Origin of the sequence: Nitrobacter sp. NHB1 (genome assembly GCF_036964665.1) — a bacterium.
In the GTDB taxonomy this organism is placed as follows: Bacteria; Pseudomonadota; Alphaproteobacteria; order Rhizobiales; family Xanthobacteraceae; genus Nitrobacter.
In genome coordinates this window covers 2155542-2174812 of record NZ_JBAMDA010000001.1, presented here as the reverse complement: position 1 = coordinate 2174812, position 19271 = coordinate 2155542, and the positions used below count along the sequence as shown (strand labels likewise).

Sequence of the window (19271 nt, the reverse complement as noted above, 5' to 3'; positions counted from 1 at the left end):
ACGCAGGCATGGCGGACGCGGGGGTTCGTTCTCGCCACTGTGGTGATGCTGATGAGTGGCGGATCGGTCGTGTCGGCGCAAGACGCGTCGGCCTTAAAGAAAAACATGATCGGACAGTGGGAGCTGTCGACCACCGAACGCAGCAAGACCTGTGTCGTGACGCTCAAAGGCGATGCGTCGCCGCACGGTCTCAAGCTCGACCTCGAACCGGGCTGCGCGACGGCGCTGCCGTTCACAAAGGACATCGAGGCCTGGACCGTCGCCGGCCTTGATATCGTGCGCTTGCAGACCGCCACTGGAGAACCGGTGATCGATTTCACCGAAGTCGAGAGCGGCATTTTCGAGGGCCGACGGGAGAATGAGGGCATCTACATCCTGCAAAACCTCGCCGAGGCTCGCTCGCTCGCCAGATCGATGGATCAGATGATCGGAGACTGGGCATTCGTGCGCGGCAACGGTCAGACCATCTGCGGCATCACGCTGACCAACACCGAGGTCCCGCCGGACAATTTCCAGGCCTTCCTCAAGCCCAAATGCGATCCGGCGATCGCGAACTTCAAGCCCGAGGTCTGGCGGCTCGAGCGCGGCGAAATCCTGCTGATGTCGGCAAGCGGCGAAACCTGGCACTTTCAGGCGGACGACAACGCGCAGTGGCGGCTCGTCCCGGACAGCGCCAATCCGCTGATTCTTGTGAGGCAGTGAGAATGCTCCGGAGCATAATGAAACGAGGCTGGACCGATTTTTCCAGTCATTGCCAGGAGCGTTAGCGACGAAGCAATCCGGTTTGGTTTCGTGGCTGTGGATTGCTTTGCTTCGCTCGCAATGACGATTCAACCTTATTCCTTCGCTTTAAATCAGCCGCAGCCCTTTCAGGCTGGCGTGGCCGTTTTTGCCGACGATGATGTGGTCGTGCACGGAAATCCCGAGCGGGGCCGAGATGTCGATAATCGATTTGGTCATCTGGATGTCGGCCTGCGACGGCGTCGGATCGCCGGAGGGATGGTTGTGGACCATGATGATCGCGGTCGCCGATAGTTCGAGCGCGCGCTTGACGACCTCGCGCGGATAGACCGGCGTGTGATCGACGGTGCCGACCTGCTGCAATTCGTCCACGATAAGCTGGTTGCGTTTGTCGAGGAACAGGATGCGGAACTGCTCCTTGTCGGCGAACGCCATCGAGGCCCGGCAATAGTCGATGACCGCGGTCCATGACGACAGCATCGTCCGCGGCTTCAGTTGTCCCTTGGCAACGCGACTGGCGGTCGCCGCGATCAGCTTGATCTCGATGATCGCCGCTTCGCCGAGCCCGCTGATCTCGCGAAGCCGGGCGTCGGGCGCATGAACCACCTCGGCGAACGACCCGAATCGGCCGATCAAAGACTTGGCCAGCGGCTTGACGTCGCGGCGGGGCAGTGCGCGAAACAGCACCATTTCGAGCAGTTCGTAATCGCTGAGCGCATCCGGTCCGGCGTCGCGGAATCGCTCCCGCAGCCGCTCGCGATGGCCGTGATAATGCGGCGCTTCGGCGAATCCTGCGGGGTTGTCGGCATCGGCGGGCATTGGGTGCAGCGAACCATTTCTTGGCCCCCGCAACCTTGCCGTGGCCGGCGGCATTTGCAACCCCAATTCACCGGATGCCAGTTACGAAAGCCTGTGCGCTCCGGCGCGATCTTTGCCGGGGCTTGAGGCTCAGCTGCCGTAGGGCGGTTTGTCGAACTGGCGCGGCGACAGCGTGAAGATCTCGACTCCGGTCTGGGTCACGCCGACCGAATGCTCGAACTGCGCCGACAGCGAGCGGTCGCGCGTCACTGCGGTCCAGCCGTCCGACAGGATCTTCACATGCGGCTTGCCGAGGTTGATCATCGGCTCGATGGTGAAGAACATGCCCGGCCTGAGCGGCACGCCTTCGCCGGGCCGGCCGATATGGATGATGTTCGGTTCGTCGTGGAACATGCGGCCGAGCCCGTGGCCGCAGAAATCGCGGACCACGCTCATGCCCTGCGGTTCGACGAAGCTCTGGATGGCGTGGCCGATGTCGCCGGTCGTCGCGCCGGGTCTGACCGCGGCGATGCCGCGCATCATCGCCTCATAGGTCACCTCGATCAGCCGTTCGGCCTTGCGCGCGATCGGGCCGACCGGATACATCCGGCTGGAATCGCCATACCAGCCATCGACGATGAGCGTCACGTCGACATTGACGATATCGCCCTCTTTCAGGGTGCGATCGCCGGGCATCCCGTGACAGACCACGTGATTGATCGACGTGCAGGTCGAGTAGCGATAGCCGCGATACATCAGCGTTGCCGGATAGGCGTCATGGCTGAAGGCGAATTCGCGCACGAAGTCGTCGATTTGCGACGTTGGAAGGCCCGGTTTCACCAGATCGGCGAGTTCGTCGAGGCAGCGCGCCGTCAGGGCGCCGGCCTTGCGCATGCCGGCGAATCCGCTAGGGCCATGCAGTTTGATCTGGCCGGTCTTGCGCAGGGAGGTTTCGGAGGCTTCGACGTAGCTCATCAGACGATCTGGATTCCGGGAGGAAAGGAGTAGCCAACCTCTAATCTAATGGATGGCGCGGTGAGCGCAAGCTGGAGCACCTGTGCGGCACGCTCAGGGGCTGATGGGAAAAGTCCGGCCACAGGCCGGATCGATGTCGTCAGGATCGGCCCGGCTTTCGCGCACCGAGCCGACCTGCCGAATACGCCAGCTTGCGCGTTGCGCTCGCGGCCCGGAGAGACTGACGGACAGAAATCGGTTGGCGCATCGCGCCGGCGACGATAAGTATGAAAATGCAAGTGTTTACCGCTTCGGACCTCTGATGGCATCTCTGGATTCGGTCAGTCTGGCGATCCTGCTCGGCGCGATTCTGGTCATGGCCGGAATTCTGTCGAGTCTGCTGGCGCTGCGGTTCGGCGCCCCCTTGCTGCTCGTCTTTCTGTTCATCGGCATGCTGGCAGGCGATTCCGGGCCGGGTGGCCTGATATTCAGCGATGTCCAGAACACCTACCTTGTCGGGTCGGCCGCGCTGGCGCTGATTCTGTTCGACGGCGGTCTGAAGACACGATTCCAGAGCATCCGCACGGTCCTGGCGCCCTCCATGGTGCTCGCCACTTTCGGTGTGCTGCTGACCGCGCTCGTCACCGCGCCGGTGGCGAAATATGCGCTCGACCTCAACTGGACCGAGGCGCTGCTGATCGGCGCCGTCGTCGCCTCCACCGACGCGGCCGCGGTGTTCCTGCTGGTGCACGCGCAAGGGCTGCGGCTGCGCCCGCGCGTCGGTGCGACGCTGGAGGTGGAATCCGGCACCAACGATCCCTTCGCGGTGTTTCTCACGCTGATGCTGGTGGAACTGATCTCGGTAGGCGACAGCTCGGTCTGGCACGTGATGCTGGAATTCCTTCGGGAATCCATGCTTGGCGGCCTCGTCGGCGTGATCGGCGGGCGGCTTGTGGTCGCCGCGCTGAACCGTGTGGAGCTTCCGCAAGGGCTGCATGCGCCGTTCGTCACGACCGCGGCGCTCGTGATTTTCGGGGTGGCGCAGATATTCCACGCGTCCGGGTTTCTCGCGGTCTATCTCGCGGGAATTATCATCGGCAACCATCCGACCCGCGCCCACAGATCCGTGGTGACATTCCTCGATGCCGCAACCTGGCTGGCGCAGATCGTGATGTTCGTGCTGCTCGGCTTGCTGGTCTCGCCGCACCGCCTGCTGGACAGCGTCGTGCCGGCGGTGATCGTCGCGCTGGTGCTGATGCTGGTGGCGCGGCCTCTCGCGGTGTTTCTGTGCCTCGCGCCGTTTCGTTTCAACTGGCGGGAAAAGCTGTTCATCGCCTGGACCGGGCTGCGGGGCGCGGTCGCGATCTTCCTCGCCTCGATTCCGATGCTGGTCGGGTTGTCGAAGGCCTATCTGTACTTCGACGTCGCTTTCGTCGTGGTGATCATCTCGCTGTTGCTGCAGGGCTGGACGCTCGCCGCAGCCGCACGGCGGCTGCATGTGGCGCTGCCGCGCGCCGAGCGGGGCCCGCGCCGCGTCGAACTCGATCTGCCGGGGCAGCTCGAACAGCAGTTGGTCGGCTATGCGGTGAGACCGAAGAGCCTGTTCCTTCGGCGCGGGTTGATTCCGTCATGGTCGAAGCCGACGCTCGTGATCCGCAACGAGAAAATTCTGTCGCCGGCTGAAGCGGAGCCCATCGCGGCGGGAGACTACCTCTATCTGCTGGCGCCGCCGGAAAAGGCCGAGGCGCTCGATCGCTTCTTCGTCGACATGCAGCCGATGGCGTCGCCGGACCCGCATCTGCTTGGCGATTTCCTGGTCTCGGGCGAAACCACCGTTGAGGATATCGCGCAAATCTACGGCATCTCCGTCGATCCGGCCGCCGCGCGGCTGACACTGGCGGATTACTTCGACGTTCATCTCGACCGTGCGCCGAAGGACGGTGCGACCCTGCCGCTCGATACCATCGTCCTTGTCGCGCGCAATATCAGCGAAGGCCGCGTCAACGCGGTCGGACTTCGGTTGCCTGAAGACGAAGAGCCGCCGCCGCCGCCGACACGGATGAGCGCATTGAGGCAGAAAATGGCAGGAGCCTGGTCGTCGATTGCGGGGATTTGACCGGCATCAGAGCATTTTCCGGCTGGGCCGTAAGAAAATGCTCTCAATCAATAACTTGCGCGTATTCTGATCGCAAAACCGGTATCCACTTTTGCGATATACGCGCTAGGCGGGCAGGATGTCGATACCGCCGAATGCGGCGACCCGTCCGCGCTTGAGCATCACGATTTGCGACGCGAGCTGGCGCAACTCATCCGGATCGTGGCTGACGTAGACCATCGGCACGCCGGCTTCGTCGCGCAGCCGCATCAGGTAGGGCAGGATCTCCGCCTTGCGGCTGCCGTCCAGCGATCCCAGCGGTTCATCCAGCAGAAGGAGTCGGGGCCGCGCCAGCAGCGCACGACCGAGCGCCACCCGCTGCCGCTCGCCGCCGGAGAGCTGGCCGGGCCGGCGATCCAGCAGGTGACCGATGTTTAGCATCTCGTTGAGCCGGGTTTCCTGCGCGGTGTCGCGGGTCAGGCGGTTCATCCAGCGCCCGTAGTCGAGATTCCGGCGCACATCGAGATGCGGAAACAGCCGCGCGTCCTGGAAGACATAGCCGATGCGACGGCGATGCACGGCGACATGGAGATTTTGCGCGGTGTCGTCGAGCGTGTCGCCGTCGACGGAGATCATGCCCCGATCCGGTTTTCGCAACCCCGCGATCATGCCGACCAGCGATGTCTTGCCCGCGCCCGATGCCCCGAACAGCCCGGTGACGCGTCCTTCGCTCGCAAACGCGACATCGATCGAGAAATTGCCAAGCTGTTTTGCGACCTCGACACGCAGCATGGTCAGTTCCCGTGTATGCGCCGTGTCGCGCGCCGTGCGAACACTTCAGAAGCGATCAGCGCCGCCATGGACATGACGACCGACACGACCACCAGCCGCAGCGCCGCCGTATCGCCATCGGGCGTCTGGATCAGCGAATAGATCGCCGAGGAAATCGTCTGGGTTTCGCCGGGAATATTGGACACGAATGTGATGGTCGCACCGAATTCGCCGATCGCTTTCGCAAAGCCCAGCACCATGCCGGCCAGAATGCCGGGCAACGCCAGCGGCAGCGTCACGGTGGCGAAGACCTTCCACGGCGAAGCCCCGAGCGTGCTGGCGGCCTGTTCCAGCCGCCGGTCGATGGCTTCGATCGACAGCCGGATCGGCCGCACCAGCAGCGGGAACGACATCACGCCGCAGGCGAGCGCCGCGCCGGTCCAGCGAAATGCGAAAACGATTCCGAGGTGATCGGCGAGCCAGCCGCCGACCAGCCCGCGTCTGCCGAAGGTCAGAAGCAGCAGATAGCCGGTCACGACAGGAGGCAGCACCAGCGGCAGATGAATGGCGGCATCGATGATCGATTTGCCCCAGAACTCGTACCGCGCCAGCGCCCACGCCAGCATGACGGCGATCGGTGTCGCCACCAGTGTCGCGACCACGCCCACCTTGAGTGAGAGCAGGACCGCCGTCCATTCGGGGGGCGAGATATCAAACATGAGGTCTCGTTAATGTTTTTGTCGCTACGAGGTCGAGACAAAATTGGCAAAGCCGATTTTCAAGAACGACGCGTAGCGTCGTCCCGGCAGCGACGGAGCAATTGCCCCACCCTAATCCTCCCCCGCTTGCGGGGGAGGGAAGGAAGCGGGCCCCGGATCGCTTCGCGTCACGTGCAAACCGGCAACAGCCAGCCTTGTCGCGATCCCGCTATGACCGCAACCGTTCAGGTCGTGGGGCTGACCAGAAACGAGAAGCCGTACTTCTCGAAGATCGCCTTGGCGTCCGAGCTGCGCAGGAAGGCGAGGTAATCGGCTGCGCCTTGGTGAGCCGTGGAGGTCGCCGCGACCGGATAGATGATCGGCGGATGCGAGCTTGCCGGGAAGGTGCCGACGATCTTCACGCCGGGCTCGATCTTGGCGTCGGTGGAATAGACGATGCCGAGCACGGCTTCGTTCCGCGCCACCAGCGCCAGCGCTGCGCGAACGTTTTCCGCCATCGCCATTTTCGGTTCCGCCGCCTTCCATGCGCCGAGCTTTTCCAGCGCCGCCTTGGCGTACTTGCCGGCGGGCACCGCCTTGACATCGCCGGTCGCGACCTTGCCGTCGCCGGCGAGCTTGGCGAGATCAAACCCCTGTTCGATGGCGACGTGGTCGATCTTGGAATCCTTCGGGGCGATCAGCACGATGCTGTTGCCAAGCAGGTTGACGCGGGTCGATTCGTTGATGGACTTCTTGTTGTTCACATAGTCCATCCACGCCGTATCGGCTGATATGAAAACATCGGCCGGCGCGCCCTGTTCGATCTGCTTGGCCAGCGCCGAACTTGCCGCATAGCTCGCAACGATCTTGACGCCGGACTTGGCGGTGTAGGCCTTGTCGACATCGTCGAGCGCGTTTTTCATCGAAGCGGCAGCGAACACGGTCAGCGTCTTGCCCTGCGCGGCTGCGGGTGTCGTGGCCGAGGGCTTGGCGTCCTTGGCCGAGGCCGGCACGGCAAGGAAGGCACCGACCAACAATGCCGAGAACAATGAACGGGTGAATATCGTCATGGGGCGCTCCTAATCGGTCCGGCGCAAGTAATCGCGCGGACGATGCGAGGGATTGACAGGACGATCAGTGGAAGCGCCGTTCCAGGGATTTCCAGCGGGCTTACGGCCAGCCGGAAAGATCGCTCGGGAACAATACCAGCCGCACGACGCAGACGTAAAGGGCTGCGGCCACGGGTTTCAGGGGGTGGCGGGCGTAAAGGCGACGTTGATGGCGTTTTTGGCGGCGCCGCTGACCTGTATGGTAAGCGGGCCGGCCGAAAGATCGAACCGAACACTTTTCCTTGCTCCCGGGCAGCCGGTGACGCCGCTAAATCCCGTTGCCTTGAGATAGGCGTCGTTCTGGACGACGTCGATCCAGCCATAGTCCGAGATTGTCACGGTATAGAGTCCTGGGGATCCCGCCGTGGCGCGAATGAAGCCTGCGTAGCTGCCCGGCTTCTGGGGGCGCTCTGGCGGTTTGGGCAAATCCGCGTTGGCGATGGGACGCAGCGTCACCGTGAAGGCGGCGGGCGCCGGAGGCATTTCCGCCCCCACAGTCAGCTTCGGCAAGGAAGGCGCGGTGAGCAAGGCCAGTTCCTTGTCCATCGGCCATTTGAACTTTTCGCATCCGACGGGATCGGCAGCAAAAGCCGACGTCGCGGTGATCAGGAGCAGCGCGATGGGCAGGGACCATCGCATCGTCAGTTCACCGCGATCGTGTCGGGTTCGTCGACGGCTTTGTCGGTAATCGATGACGTCAGGATTGATCGGGTTGCGTGCACTGATGCGCATGATGGATCCTTCGCAATGATATCCCCGCGGCAAAACGCCGCGCCGGCGAACGGGGGATGAGAAAACGGGGATGAAAGGATCAGTCGCTCTGATCTGCAACCTCGCCGGCGCTTACGGCGCGGCGATAGCCGACATTAGCAGGTCTTCTAGCGGGGCGAAACGGCGTTCCGCGCGCCGGCTGCTGCACTGCTATTGTTGGCATCCGGTGCGGCCAGCACCTGACGGCAATCCGACGGCAGCTGCGCCAGCGTGAGCGGCGGCTTCGGCTTCGGCGGCACCTTCGGCGGCTTCGGATGCAGCACGGCGTCGCTGAACCAATAGGCCAGATCGTGGGCGCTGCACCCCTCTATTGGCTTTGGCGGAGTCTGCGATTCGCATTGAGGACTGCCCGGAGGACACTTGATGCGGATATGGAAGTGATAGTCGTGACCGTACATGGGACGGATCTTGGAGAGCCAGCTGCGGTCGCCCCTGGCCTCGCGGCACAGCGCCTTCTTGATCGCGGCATTGACGAAAATGCGCTCGACCGACGGCTCCTTCGCGGCGTCGCGGATGACGCGCAGATGCTTCGGCGTCCAGGCACGGGGATCGATATCGAGACGGTCGCGACGCACCATCATGACCGCCGACATATTCTCGCGCTCGTTGCGCGACAACAGCCTGTTCGGCATCGGCGTCAGCCAGACGTCGGCGTCGAGTCCGATCTGGTGGCTGGCGTGACCGGTGATCATCGGCCCGCCGCGCGGCTGCGCCATGTCGCCGATCAGAAGTCCCGGCCAACCGGCATCCCTGTGCACTTTGGCCGACAGCCGTTCGAGCAGCGCCACCATGGCGGGATGCGCCCAGTTGCGGTTGCGCGACGGCCGCATCACCTGCCACGTCGGCCCGGTGAGAGGCAGCGCCTCGGCACCGGCGATGCAGCCCTTCGCATAAAAACCGATAACGTGCGGCGGGCCGGCTGTGGGGAGCATTTTGCGGCCGAACAGTTGCTTGGCGGCGAGCGAGGGGTCGTCGGGATTGGCCAGCGGCGGCAGCGGCTTGGGGTGCAGCGTGCCCTTGTCCTGCGCGAACGCGTCGGGCGCCGGCGCGCCGCCGACCAAGACGGCGATGGCGGACACAAGAAGCAAAGGGAGAATCGCGCGGATGTTCATGAGCGGCGATTCTATAGCGTTTTCGAGCGAAGTGGCTACCGGTTCGCGTCAAGAAAACACATCAAAATAGGAATCTGGAGCCAGGCTTTGATTCCATTGCGGCTTCGGCCGGCGCGAACCGTGGCCGCCAGCTATCCAGGTCCAGCGCAGCTACAGGCAGACGCGGAGTATCAGCCGTCGACTTTCAAAGCAGCGATGAAGGCTTCCTGCGGAATGTCGACCTTGCCGAACTGCCGCATCTTCTTCTTGCCTTCCTTCTGTTTCTCAAGAAGCTTGCGCTTGCGGCTGACGTCGCCGCCGTAGCATTTCGCGGTGACGTCCTTGCGTAGCGCGCGCACCGTTTCGCGCGCGATCACCTTGCCGCCGATCGCCGCCTGGATCGGAATCTGAAACATGTGCGGCGGGATCAATTCCTTCATCTTCTCGACCATGGCGCGGCCGCGGCCCTCGGCGCGGCTGCGGTGCACCAGCATCGAGAGCGCATCGACCGGCTCGCCGTTGACGAGGATCTGCATTTTCACCAGATCGGCCACCTTGTAGTCGGTGAGGTGATAGTCGAACGAGGCGTAGCCCTTGGAGACGGACTTGAGCCGGTCGTAGAAGTCGAACACCACTTCGTTGAGCGGCAGATCGTATTTCACCATCGCGCGCGAGCCGACGTAGGTGAGCTCCTTCTGCGATCCGCGCCGCTCCTGGCACAGCTTCAGCACGCTGCCGAGATAGTCGTCGGGCGTGAGGATGGTAGCCTCGATCCACGGTTCCGCGATCTCGGCGATCTTCACCACGTCGGGCATGTCGATCGGGTTGTGAATCTCGATCTCGCTGCCATCGGTGAGTCGCATCTTGTAGATGACGCTCGGAGCGGTGGCGATCAGGTTGAGATCGAACTCGCGGGAGAGCCGTTCCTGGATGATCTCAAGATGCAAGAGGCCGAGGAAGCCGCAGCGGAAGCCGAAGCCGAGCGCCGCGGAGGTTTCCATTTCAAACGAAAAGCTGGCGTCGTTGAGGCGCAGCTTGCCCATCGCCGTGCGCAGCGTCTCGAAATCGTCGGCATCCACCGGGAACAGGCCGCAGAACACCACGGGGATCGCCGGCTTGAAGCCCGGCAGCATCTCTGTGACCGGCTTGCGGTCGTCGGTGATGGTGTCGCCGACGCGGGTGTCCGCGACCTCCTTGATGGCGGCGGTGATGAAGCCGATCTCGCCGGGGCCGAGTTCGTCCACCTGCTGCATCTTCGGCGTGAAGAAGCCGACGCGCTCGACATCATAGGCCGCATTGGTGCCCATCATGCGGATGCGGCTGCCCTTATTCATGACGCCGTCGACGATGCGGACGAGAACGACAACGCCGAGGTAGACGTCGTACCAGCTATCGACCAGCAGCGCCTTCAGCGTGGCGTCGCGGTCGCCTTTCGGCGGCGGCAGACGGGTGACGATGGCTTCCAGCACGTCGGGCACGCCGAGGCCGGTCTTGGCCGAGATCATCACCGCGTCCGACGCGTCGATGCCGATCACGTCCTCGATCTGCTGCTTGACTTTGTCCGGTTCGGCGGCAGGCAAATCGACCTTGTTGAGAACGGGCACGATCTCGTGATTATTGTCGAGCGCCTGATAGACGTTGGCGAGCGTCTGCGCCTCGACGCCCTGGCTCGCGTCCACCACGAGCAGCGAGCCCTCGCACGCCGCCAGCGAGCGCGAGACCTCATAGGCGAAGTCGACGTGGCCGGGCGTGTCCATCAGGTTGAAGACGTAGTCCTTGCCGTCTTTGGCGCGGTATTTCAGGCGCACCGTCTGCGCCTTGATGGTGATGCCGCGTTCGCGCTCGATGTCCATGGAGTCGAGCACCTGCTCCTTGCCCGCCATCTCGCGATCGCTCAGGCCGCCGGTCATCTGGATCAGGCGGTCGGCCAGCGTCGATTTTCCATGGTCGATATGGGCGACGATAGAAAAGTTGCGGATGTTGGAAATTGGGGTCGTGCCTCGCTTCCGAAGTTCGTCAGACATCGCGGTAACCTCTAGTACGAACTTCGGAAGCAAAGGGGCACGACCAACTCCAACGAGCCAGTGCCGGCTTTTCGATTTGCAGTTCCTGAAAGGAAGCGCGTCAACTGCTGCAGGAACTGCAAATCGGCGGCATTGGTCGTCATGGGGCGCGGGATAGCACCGGCCCGAACGGTGGGCAAGCAAGGGCCAACCGCAGAAAGCGCTTTCCGGACGTTTCCGTACTACAGGCTCGGGCGATCGATGCCGGCTACTCTTCCTCGTTGAATCTGTCGCCGACGAGCGCGGCGATTGCGGCGACCGCGGCCTTGGCCTCGGGGCCGGTTGCGGACACGGTGATTGTTGTTCCGATTCCCGCCGACAGCATCATCAGTCCCATGATCGAATTGCCGCCGACCGTCTCGCCGTTGCGCGTCACGCTGACCTCGGCGTTGAAGCGCTCGACCATCTGCACGAATTTCGCGGAGGCCCGGGCATGGAGGCCGCGCTTGTTGATGATCGAAATTTCGCGGGAGACCGCGACGGCGGGAGATGCTTTCTTCGCCGTCGGCGCGTCGGTCGACGAAACTGCGTCGTCAGGTTTTCCGGTCATTTCCCGGCAAGCACCCGGCTGGCGATCGTCACGTATTTACGTCCGGCTTCCTGCGCCATCGCGATGGCGTCGGGCAGCGAGCGTTCCTCGCGTACCTTGGCGAGCTTGACCAGCATCGGAAGATTGATTCCAGCGAGCACCTCGACCTTGGGCCGGCTCATGCAGGAGATCGCGAGATTCGAAGGCGTGCCGCCGAACATGTCGGTGAGAATGGCAACACCGTCGCCGCTGTCGACGCGGTTGACGGCTTCGATGATATCGCCCCGGCACAGATCGGCATCGTCTTCGGCGCCGATGGTGATGGCTTCGATTTGCTTTTGCGGGCCCATTACGTGTTCGAGCGCTGCCTTGAATTCATCGGCGAGGCGCCCGTGGGTCACAAGTACCAGACCAATCATTGACAACTCCTCGCGGGTGCTTTTGGTGCACCGCACGAAAGGGCCACTTTGACCATCCGGAGCCCTCACGCAAGGGGGAGCGGTGGCTTTATTCCCTGAAAAGCGGGCCCGCTCCGAAAGTCGCGATGATCTACTCCGTGGCAATAGTGGGCTATATATGGTTACCAGATTCCTCCCGGCAATTGGTGGCGGAGCGTGTGCCGCTGCAACCCGGAGCGGTCGTCAGCGCGGCGATGGCCATCGGAAGTGGCGAAAAACCGGCTGCGACCGGGATTCGGGCCAGTTCGATCTCCAAAATGGTGGTCCGCAGCGCTTTTGGCGGGGGCAGGCGCTCTCCATCGGGCGCGTCGAGATCGATCACGAGGCCGACCGGCGCCTCCGCGACAAAAGCGCATCGGCGAATGCCGAGCCCGCGGATTTCCATCAATCCCTCAAGTTCAGGCGGCGGCCTGACGAGGAGCCGGTCGCGCACCGGCTCCAGGTAAAGGCGGTCATCGCCGACCAGCGTCGCCGCGGGAATCTGGCCGCTGCGGCCGGCCAGGATGAGATCGAAGGCGAGACGCGACTTGCCGGCGCCGGAGGGCCCGCGGATCAGAACGGCGCGGTCTCCCACCAGCACCGCGGAGCCGTGGATCGTCGGAGCGGACGATGCGGTCATGGCGCGGGAAGCCGGACCACGAAGCGCGCACCTGCGATCCGGGTGTCGCCCTGGGCGTCGGTCGGGCCGGGGCGGTTTTCGGCCCAGATGCGTCCGCGGTGCGCTTCGATGATCTGCTTGGAGATCGACAGGCCGAGGCCGGAGTTCTGGCCAAAACCCTGGTGCGGCCGGTCAGTGTAGAAGCGCTCGAACACGCGCTCCAGCGCGTCGGGCCGAATGCCGGGGCCGTCGTCGTCCACCACGATCTCGATTTCGGATTTCAGGCGCCGGCACACGATGCGCACACGGCCGCCGGATTTCGAGAACGATTGCGCATTGGTCAGGAGATTGGAGATCACCTGGCCGAGCCGCGAGTCATGCCCCGGCACCGAGAAGGTATCGGCCCGATTGCCCTCGAAGCGCACGTCGACGCCGATGTCGTGGCCGAGCTTGGTTTCGTTCGCGACCGAGGTCAGCGTGGTCAGCAGACGCCGGATATCGATCTGGGCTTCGTCCTGGCGCTGCAATTCGGCGTCGAGACGGCTTGCGTCGGATATGTCGGAGATCAGGCGATCGAGCCGGCGGACGTCGTGCTCGATCACCTCGAGCAGGCGGGCGCGGCTGGTATCGGTCTTCGCAAGCGGCAGGGTCTCCACCGCGGAGCGCAGCGAGGTGAGAGGGTTTTTCAACTCATGGGAGACGTCGGCCGCGAAAGTCTCGATCGCCTCGATGCGGTTGTAGAGGGCGTCGGTCATGTCGCGCAGCGCGCCGGACAGGTGGCCGATTTCATCGCGGCGGCGGGTAAAGTCGGGGATCTCGATGCGCGTCTTGATGCGGCGGCGAACACGCTCCGCGCTGTCGGCGAGCCGCCGCACCGGCCCGGCGATGGTGCTGGCCAGCAGCAGCGACAGCACGATCATGACGACAACGGCGACGCCGAACACTTTCAGGATCGCCAGCCGTTCCGCCATGACCATCTGGTCGATGTCGTCGCCCTGCGTGGACAGCATCAGCGCGCCGAAAATGGTGGCGCGAGGACGCTCCACCGGAACGGCGACCGAGACGATGATTTCGCCGCGGTCGTTGATGCGCACCATGCTGGACTTCTCTCCCTTGAGCGACTGCGCGACCTCCTGGTAGCCGTTACCGTTCTCGGGACCGAGTTCGCGGTAAAGCGGGAGATCGCCGCGATTGAGCCAGGTGCGGATCGCGATCGTGGTGCGCTCCAGGAAGCCGGGCTTGACGTCGGTCGGTGGCGGCAGTTCGAAACGGATGACATCGCCGCGACGAAAAAGGCTGCGGCTGTCGAGGGTCAGCACGCCGTCGCGATCGTAGATGCGCGCGCGGGTATTGGTCGGAGAGATCAGCCGCCGGAGTACGGGAGCGACGCGCTCGGGGTTGATCGGGAAATCCAGCCCGGAAAATTCGTCCGGCGCGCCGAAGCTCTCGCCTGGCTTGAGATCGAGCAGGCGATCGGGGTCGATGGTGATGGTGTTGGTCTCCACCGTCGCCGAAGCGGCAATGGCGCTTGCGATGATCTCGCCCTGCACCAGCAGGCTTTGCGCGCGCGCATCGATCAGGCCGGCGCGAAATTGCGAGAGATACAGAATGCTGGCGACCAGCGCGATCAGGCCCGCCAGATTCAGCGACACGATGCGGCGGGTCAGACTTGAAAAGCTGAGTGTGAAAAAAAACTGTCCGACGCGGCGCAACCAGCCCAGCGGCCGCTGCCAGAGCGGTGTCAACTCGACATGATCGGCAGAAGTTTCCGGATCGGCAAGGGTTTCCGGCGCGAGGACCTGCGAGGTGTCCTCGGTATCCGGATTGAGATCAGGCTGCGTTCGATCAAGCAATGACTGGAACTACCCGGTTGTTGGTCTCACCCAACTCACTATCATCGTCGTCCCCGCACAAACGCCTCCGCGCTTGTCGCTGAAGATGCACCCTGGGCGACGAACGTTTCATGTTCACGTCGGTGGCGCAGGCCTCGGATGTACAACCGCACGTCGGGGAATCCATGCTCATTGACGATGAATTCGGCTCGCGGGCGGCGCGCCCCGAAAATGACAGTTTATCAGGTTTCCTTGAAGCGGTAACCCACGCCGTAGAGAGTTTCGATCATCTCGAAGTCGTCGTCGACGACCTTGAACTTCTTGCGCAGCCGCTTGATGTGGCTGTCGATGGTGCGGTCGTCGACATAGACCTGATCGTCATAGGCGGCATCCATCAGCGCGTTGCGGCTCTTGACAACGCCGGGACGTGTCGCCAGCGCCTGCAGGATCAAAAATTCCGTGACGGTCAGGGTGACGGGCTCGTTCTTCCAGGTGCAGGTGTGACGCTCCGGGTCCATGCGCAAAAGGCCGCGGTCGAGCGCCTTGGCGTCGCTCTCCTTGGGCGCTGCTGCCGGGTCTTTCGGGGAAGCGCGGCGCAACACCGCCTTGACGCGTTCCACCAGCAACCGCTGCGAGAACGGCTTGCGGATGAAGTCGTCGGCACCCATCTTGAGACCGAACAGTTCATCGATCTCTTCGTCTTTGGAGGTAAGGAAAATAACGGGCAAGTCGGATTTCTGACGCAGCCGTCGCAGCGTCTCCATTCCGTCCATGCGCGGCATCTTGATGTCGAGGATCGCGAGATCGGGCTGGCTGGTGCGGAAGCCGTCGAGCGCCGACGCACCATCGGTGTAGGTCATGATGCGATAGCCTTCGGCTTCGAGCGCGATCGAGACCGATGTGAGAATGTTGCGGTCGTCATCGACCAAAGCGATTGTGGGCATATGCCTGCTTTCCGAAGCGGATGGCGAGAGGCGAACAATTCGACCGTCTGCCGTTGGAGTGGCTTTAAGAACGCAGTCAACGAGCAATGCAAGCTGGGCTGAAGTGTGACCGAGTTCCCGGAAACGCGCGAAGGGCGCCGTCCGCTCCATGCCTCTTCGGATATCTATTTAGCCTGAGAGAGTGGTTTTTTCAAATAAATTGAGGAATTAAGCCATGCAGCCGACCGCCAATTTCACAGCCGCCAACCTTGCCCGATCGCTGCTGCGCCGGAGTCGGCAGGGCGCGCTGGCAACCCTGATGACCGGCGGCGGCGATCCTTATTGCTCACTCGTCAATGTCGCAAGCCATTACGATGGCTCACCAATTCTTCTCATCTCGCGCCTTGCGGTGCATACCAAAAATGTGATCGCCGATACCAGGGTGTCGCTGATGCTGGACGAGCGCGTCGAGGGCGACCCGCTGGAAGGCTCGCGGATCATGGTCGCGGGAACAGCCGAGGAAGCGGACGGGGAACTCAGGGCAACCCTGCGCCGGCGTTATCTGAACGCTCATCCGTCGGCGGAATCCTTTGCGGATTTCAAGGATTTTTCGTTCTTCCGGATTCGGCCGACAGGTGTTCATCTGGTGGCCGGCTTCGGGCGGATCGTCGATCTCAAGCCGGAAAAGATTCTGACCAGCCTTGAGGGCGCGGAGGCATTGCTCGAGGCCGAGCAGAGTGCGGTCGATCACATGAACGCCGATCATCGCGACTCCTTGAATCTTTATGCGACGCGATTGCTCGGCGCGGAGGCCGCCGACTGGTGCTGCACCGGCTGCGATCCTGATGGCCTGGACATGAGTGCCGAAAAGCATGATGCGCTGCGGCTGGATTTTCCGCGGCGGATTGTCACTCCGGCCGAGCTTCGCGTTGTTTTGAAGGAACTGGCGGAAAAGGCTCGCGCTGCGACCCGGCACTGACCTGGATTCGCCCTGGAATAAACCGGGTTATCCGGGATCGGCTTGGCAGGTCCGGCGTTCATCAATATCGGGTCGCCGGCCCGGGGCCGGATGGCTATGATGAAATCATTGCGGCCGAGGTGCGATCGGCTGTGATCGCGCCCGGTGATGCGCGGGTTTGAGGAGGAGTTTTCCGTGCCTGAGACGGGCGTTTGTAACGGCGCCTTCGGCGCCGACAAGTTCGGCTTGAAGAATCTCAAGGCCGTATACTGGAACTTGGGCGCGCCGCAACTCTACGAGTACGCGCTGCGCGAAGGCGAAACGATGGTGAACGCGGACGGCGCACTCTGCGCCGATACCGGCGTGTTCACCGGCCGCAGCCCGAAGGACAAATTCACGGTCCGCGACGCGACCACCGATCAAGGCGTATGGTGGGCTGGCAACCAGTCGATCACGCCGGAGCAATTCGCCGCGCTGTATGCCGACTTTCTCGAACACGCTGAAGGCATGACGCTGTTCGCACAGGATCTCTATGGCGGCGCTGACCCGACATTCCGTATCAGGACGCGGGTGTTCACCGAGTTGGCCTGGCACTCGCTATTCATCCGCACGCTGCTGCGCCGGCCGGACACATCGGAGCTCGCGGGTTTCGTTCCCGAACTGACCGTCATCGACCTGCCGAGCTTCCGCGCCGATCCCGAACGGCACGGCGTCCGCTCGGAGAATGTCGTGGCTATCGATTTCGTCCGCAAGATCATTCTGATCGGCGGCTCTCATTATGCCGGGGAGATGAAGAAGAGCATCTTCACCACGCTGAATTACTATCTGCCCGACAACGGCGTGCTGCCGATGCACTGCTCGGCCAATGTCGGTCCCGACGGCGACAGCGCGATCTTCTTCGGCCTCTCGGGAACGGGGAAAACCACGCTGTCCGCCGATCCCAAACGCACGCTGATCGGCGACGACGAGCATGGCTGGAGCAAGGATGGCATCTTCAATTTCGAGGGTGGCTGCTACGCCAAATGCATCAAGCTGTCGGAAGAGGCCGAGCCCGAGATTTATGCGGCCTCGAAACGCTTCGGCGCGGTGCTTGAAAATGTCGTGCACGACGAATCCACCCGCGTGCCCGATTTCGATGACGGCTCGAAGACCGAGAACACCCGTTCGGCCTATCCGCTCGAATTCATTCCAAACGCATCGCCGACTGGCCGCGCCGGTCAGCCGAAAAATCTGGTCATGCTGGCCGCCGACGCCTTCGGCGTGCTGCCGCCGATCGCCAGGCTGACGCCGGCGCAGGCGATGTATCATTTTCTCTCCGGTTATACCGCGAAGGTGGCGGGAACCGAGCGCGGCCTCGGCAACGAGCCGCAGCCGGAATTCTCCGCCTGCTTCGGCTCGCCGTTCCTGCCGCGCGATCCCAGCGTTTACGGCAACATGCTGCGCGAGCTGATCGCGAAGCACAACGTCGATTGCTGGCTGGTCAACACCGGCTGGACCGGCGGCAAATACGGCACCGGACGTCGCATGCCGATCAAGGTCACGCGCGCACTGCTTGGCGCGGCGCTCGACGGCTCCCTGCGCGAGGTCCAATTCCGCACCGACAGGTATTTCGGGTTCGCGGTGCCGACATCGGTGCCCGGCGTCGAGCCGCATATCCTCGATCCGATCAAGACCTGGGCCGACAAGGCCGATTTCGACAAGACCGCGCGCGCCCTGGTCGGCATGTTTCAGAACAACTTCGCCAGATTCGAGAATGACGTCGATGCCGAGGTCAAGGCGGCGGCGCCCGAGGTGAGGGTGGCAGCGGAGTAGGCCCGTGTATCAATTTCGTGAAATCAAAGCGCGGCTCGATCGGCCGCCCTTTTTTATCCCGAGTCTTCCTGTTGATGCCGGGTCTTGAGCAATGGATGTTTTGACGCTGCATCGTAGACAGCGTCGGCGCAGCCGAACATGAGGGTGGTTCAAAAATGATCGGCAGACGGCGATTGTTGCGCGCGGCGGGTGCGGGGCTGGTCGGGCTTGTCGTCATGGGCCGCGCCGGTCGGGCTCGGGCGGCTGCGGTATTGCAGCAGAGGTTTGTCGACGAATTGAAGCGGCTGGAGACCGAAAGCGGCGGACGGCTGGGTGTCGCGCTGCTCGATACCGGCACCGGTCAGTGCGTCGGCCATCGGATGGATGAGCGATTTCCGATGTGCAGCACCTTCAAGGTGCTGGCGTCGGGCGCCGTTCTTCACGGAGTCGATGCCGGCAAGGAAAGTCTCGCGCGGCGGATTTATTTCAGCGAAGCCGATCTCGTGGCGCACTCGCCGGAGACGCACGAGCGTGTCGGCCCGGTTGGCATCACCGTTGCTGAACTCTGCAAGGCCGCCATTACGCTCAGCGACAACACCGCGGGAAATCTGCTGCTCGCCAGCCTCGGCGGCCCGCAGGGTCTGACCGCCTTCGTGCGCAAGCTGGGCGACGACGTGACGCGCCTCGACCGCATCGAGACCGCACTCAACGAGGCGGCGCCGGGCGATCCGCGCGACACCACCACGCCGAACGCGATGGCCTCCGACCTGCGCGCGCTGGTGGTGGGCGATGTGCTGTCGACGAAATCGCGCGCGCAACTCGTGGCCTGGCTCGCCGCCAACACGACCGGCAGCAAACGCCTGCGCGCCGGATTGCCGGCCGGCTGGCGTGCCGGCGACAAGACCGGAACGGGCGAGCGGGGAACGGCGAACGACGTCGCTGTGGTCTGGCCGCCGGACCGGGCGCCGATGATTGTAACGGCCTATCTCACCGGCGCCGCGGTCTCGGCGGACCGGCAAAACGCCGTCATGGCGGCCGTGGGGCGTGCGGTCACGACCGCACTCGCATGATTTTCGCGACCGCGCGCCGCT

The 19271-nt window shown here is 63.3% G+C and carries 18 protein-coding genes; 5 read left to right on the top strand and 13 right to left on the bottom strand.

What is annotated here, in order from left to right; all coding sequences use genetic code 11:
- Positions 1-45: 45 nt before the first annotated feature.
- Entirely contained in the window at positions 46-702 is a 657-nt protein-coding gene (locus V4R08_RS10115) for an AprI/Inh family metalloprotease inhibitor (protein WP_335580237.1), read from the top strand.
- Positions 703-849: 147 nt separating this feature from the next.
- Here V4R08_RS10115 and radC read toward each other — a convergent pair whose 3' ends face one another.
- Positions 850-1560: a RadC family protein gene (gene radC / locus V4R08_RS10110; protein WP_335579238.1), complete on the bottom strand. Its 711-nt coding sequence runs from the start codon at positions 1558-1560 to the stop codon at positions 850-852.
- Between the two features lie 129 nt (positions 1561-1689).
- Entirely contained in the window at positions 1690-2514 is an 825-nt protein-coding gene (gene map, locus V4R08_RS10105; protein WP_335579237.1) for a type I methionyl aminopeptidase, read from the bottom strand.
- A gap of 301 nt (positions 2515-2815) precedes the next feature.
- On the opposite strand from map, the gene V4R08_RS10100 reads away from it, so the two are divergent.
- Complete coding sequence (locus V4R08_RS10100) at positions 2816-4609, top strand: potassium/proton antiporter (RefSeq protein WP_335579236.1); 1794 nt, start codon at positions 2816-2818, stop codon at positions 4607-4609.
- A 105-nt stretch (positions 4610-4714) separates the two neighbouring features.
- On the opposite strand, the gene modC is transcribed toward V4R08_RS10100, so the two are convergent.
- From modC to V4R08_RS10045, 11 genes are all read right to left on the bottom strand, one after another.
- Entirely contained in the window at positions 4715-5380 is a 666-nt protein-coding gene (gene modC / locus V4R08_RS10095) for a molybdenum ABC transporter ATP-binding protein (RefSeq protein WP_335579235.1), read from the bottom strand.
- A gap of 2 nt (positions 5381-5382) precedes the next feature.
- On the bottom strand, positions 5383-6078 hold the full coding sequence (modB, locus tag V4R08_RS10090; protein WP_335579234.1) for a molybdate ABC transporter permease subunit: 696 nt from the start codon (positions 6076-6078) through the stop codon (positions 5383-5385).
- Positions 6079-6302: 224 nt separating this feature from the next.
- Positions 6303-7127, bottom strand: a complete 825-nt coding sequence (gene modA / locus V4R08_RS10085) for a molybdate ABC transporter substrate-binding protein (RefSeq protein WP_335579233.1) — start codon at positions 7125-7127, stop codon at positions 6303-6305.
- Positions 7128-7304: 177 nt separating this feature from the next.
- Positions 7305-7898 (bottom strand): hypothetical protein, encoded by a 594-nt coding sequence (locus tag V4R08_RS10080; protein WP_335579232.1) that lies wholly within the window; start codon positions 7896-7898, stop codon positions 7305-7307.
- A 146-nt stretch (positions 7899-8044) separates the two neighbouring features.
- Positions 8045-9049, bottom strand: coding sequence for a penicillin-insensitive murein endopeptidase (gene mepA, locus V4R08_RS10075; RefSeq protein WP_335579231.1), 1005 nt, complete (start codon positions 9047-9049; stop codon positions 8045-8047).
- A 170-nt stretch (positions 9050-9219) separates the two neighbouring features.
- The gene (gene lepA, locus V4R08_RS10070) at positions 9220-11052 is read right to left on the bottom strand and encodes a translation elongation factor 4 (RefSeq protein WP_335579230.1); all 1833 of its coding nucleotides are present in this window, start codon (positions 11050-11052) and stop codon (positions 9220-9222) included.
- A gap of 247 nt (positions 11053-11299) precedes the next feature.
- On the bottom strand, positions 11300-11641 hold the full coding sequence (locus V4R08_RS10065; protein WP_335579229.1) for an HPr family phosphocarrier protein: 342 nt from the start codon (positions 11639-11641) through the stop codon (positions 11300-11302).
- A complete protein-coding gene (locus tag V4R08_RS10060) occupies positions 11638-12039 on the bottom strand; it encodes a PTS sugar transporter subunit IIA (RefSeq protein WP_011509034.1) in 402 nt (133 codons plus the stop codon). Before V4R08_RS10060 ends, V4R08_RS10065 begins: the two co-directional genes overlap by 4 nt.
- A gap of 151 nt (positions 12040-12190) precedes the next feature.
- Entirely contained in the window at positions 12191-12697 is a 507-nt protein-coding gene (locus V4R08_RS10055; RefSeq protein WP_335579228.1) for an HPr kinase/phosphorylase, read from the bottom strand.
- Positions 12694-14529: a sensor histidine kinase gene (locus V4R08_RS10050; RefSeq protein ID WP_335579227.1), complete on the bottom strand. Its 1836-nt coding sequence runs from the start codon at positions 14527-14529 to the stop codon at positions 12694-12696. Before V4R08_RS10050 ends, V4R08_RS10055 begins: the two co-directional genes overlap by 4 nt.
- A 221-nt stretch (positions 14530-14750) precedes the next feature.
- Positions 14751-15452, bottom strand: coding sequence for a response regulator transcription factor (locus V4R08_RS10045; RefSeq protein ID WP_335579226.1), 702 nt, complete (start codon positions 15450-15452; stop codon positions 14751-14753).
- 214 nt (positions 15453-15666) lie between these two features.
- On the opposite strand from V4R08_RS10045, the gene V4R08_RS10040 reads away from it, so the two are divergent.
- From V4R08_RS10040 to bla, 3 genes are all read left to right on the top strand, one after another.
- Positions 15667-16410 (top strand): HugZ family pyridoxamine 5'-phosphate oxidase, encoded by a 744-nt coding sequence (locus V4R08_RS10040; protein WP_335579225.1) that lies wholly within the window; start codon positions 15667-15669, stop codon positions 16408-16410.
- Positions 16411-16584: 174 nt separating this feature from the next.
- Complete coding sequence (locus V4R08_RS10035) at positions 16585-18201, top strand: phosphoenolpyruvate carboxykinase (protein WP_335579224.1); 1617 nt, start codon at positions 16585-16587, stop codon at positions 18199-18201.
- A gap of 155 nt (positions 18202-18356) precedes the next feature.
- Positions 18357-19250 carry a class A beta-lactamase gene (gene bla, locus V4R08_RS10030; RefSeq protein ID WP_335579223.1) on the top strand — a complete coding sequence of 298 codons (894 nt, stop codon included), beginning with the start codon at positions 18357-18359 and terminating at the stop codon, positions 19248-19250.
- Positions 19251-19271 lie beyond the last annotated feature (21 nt).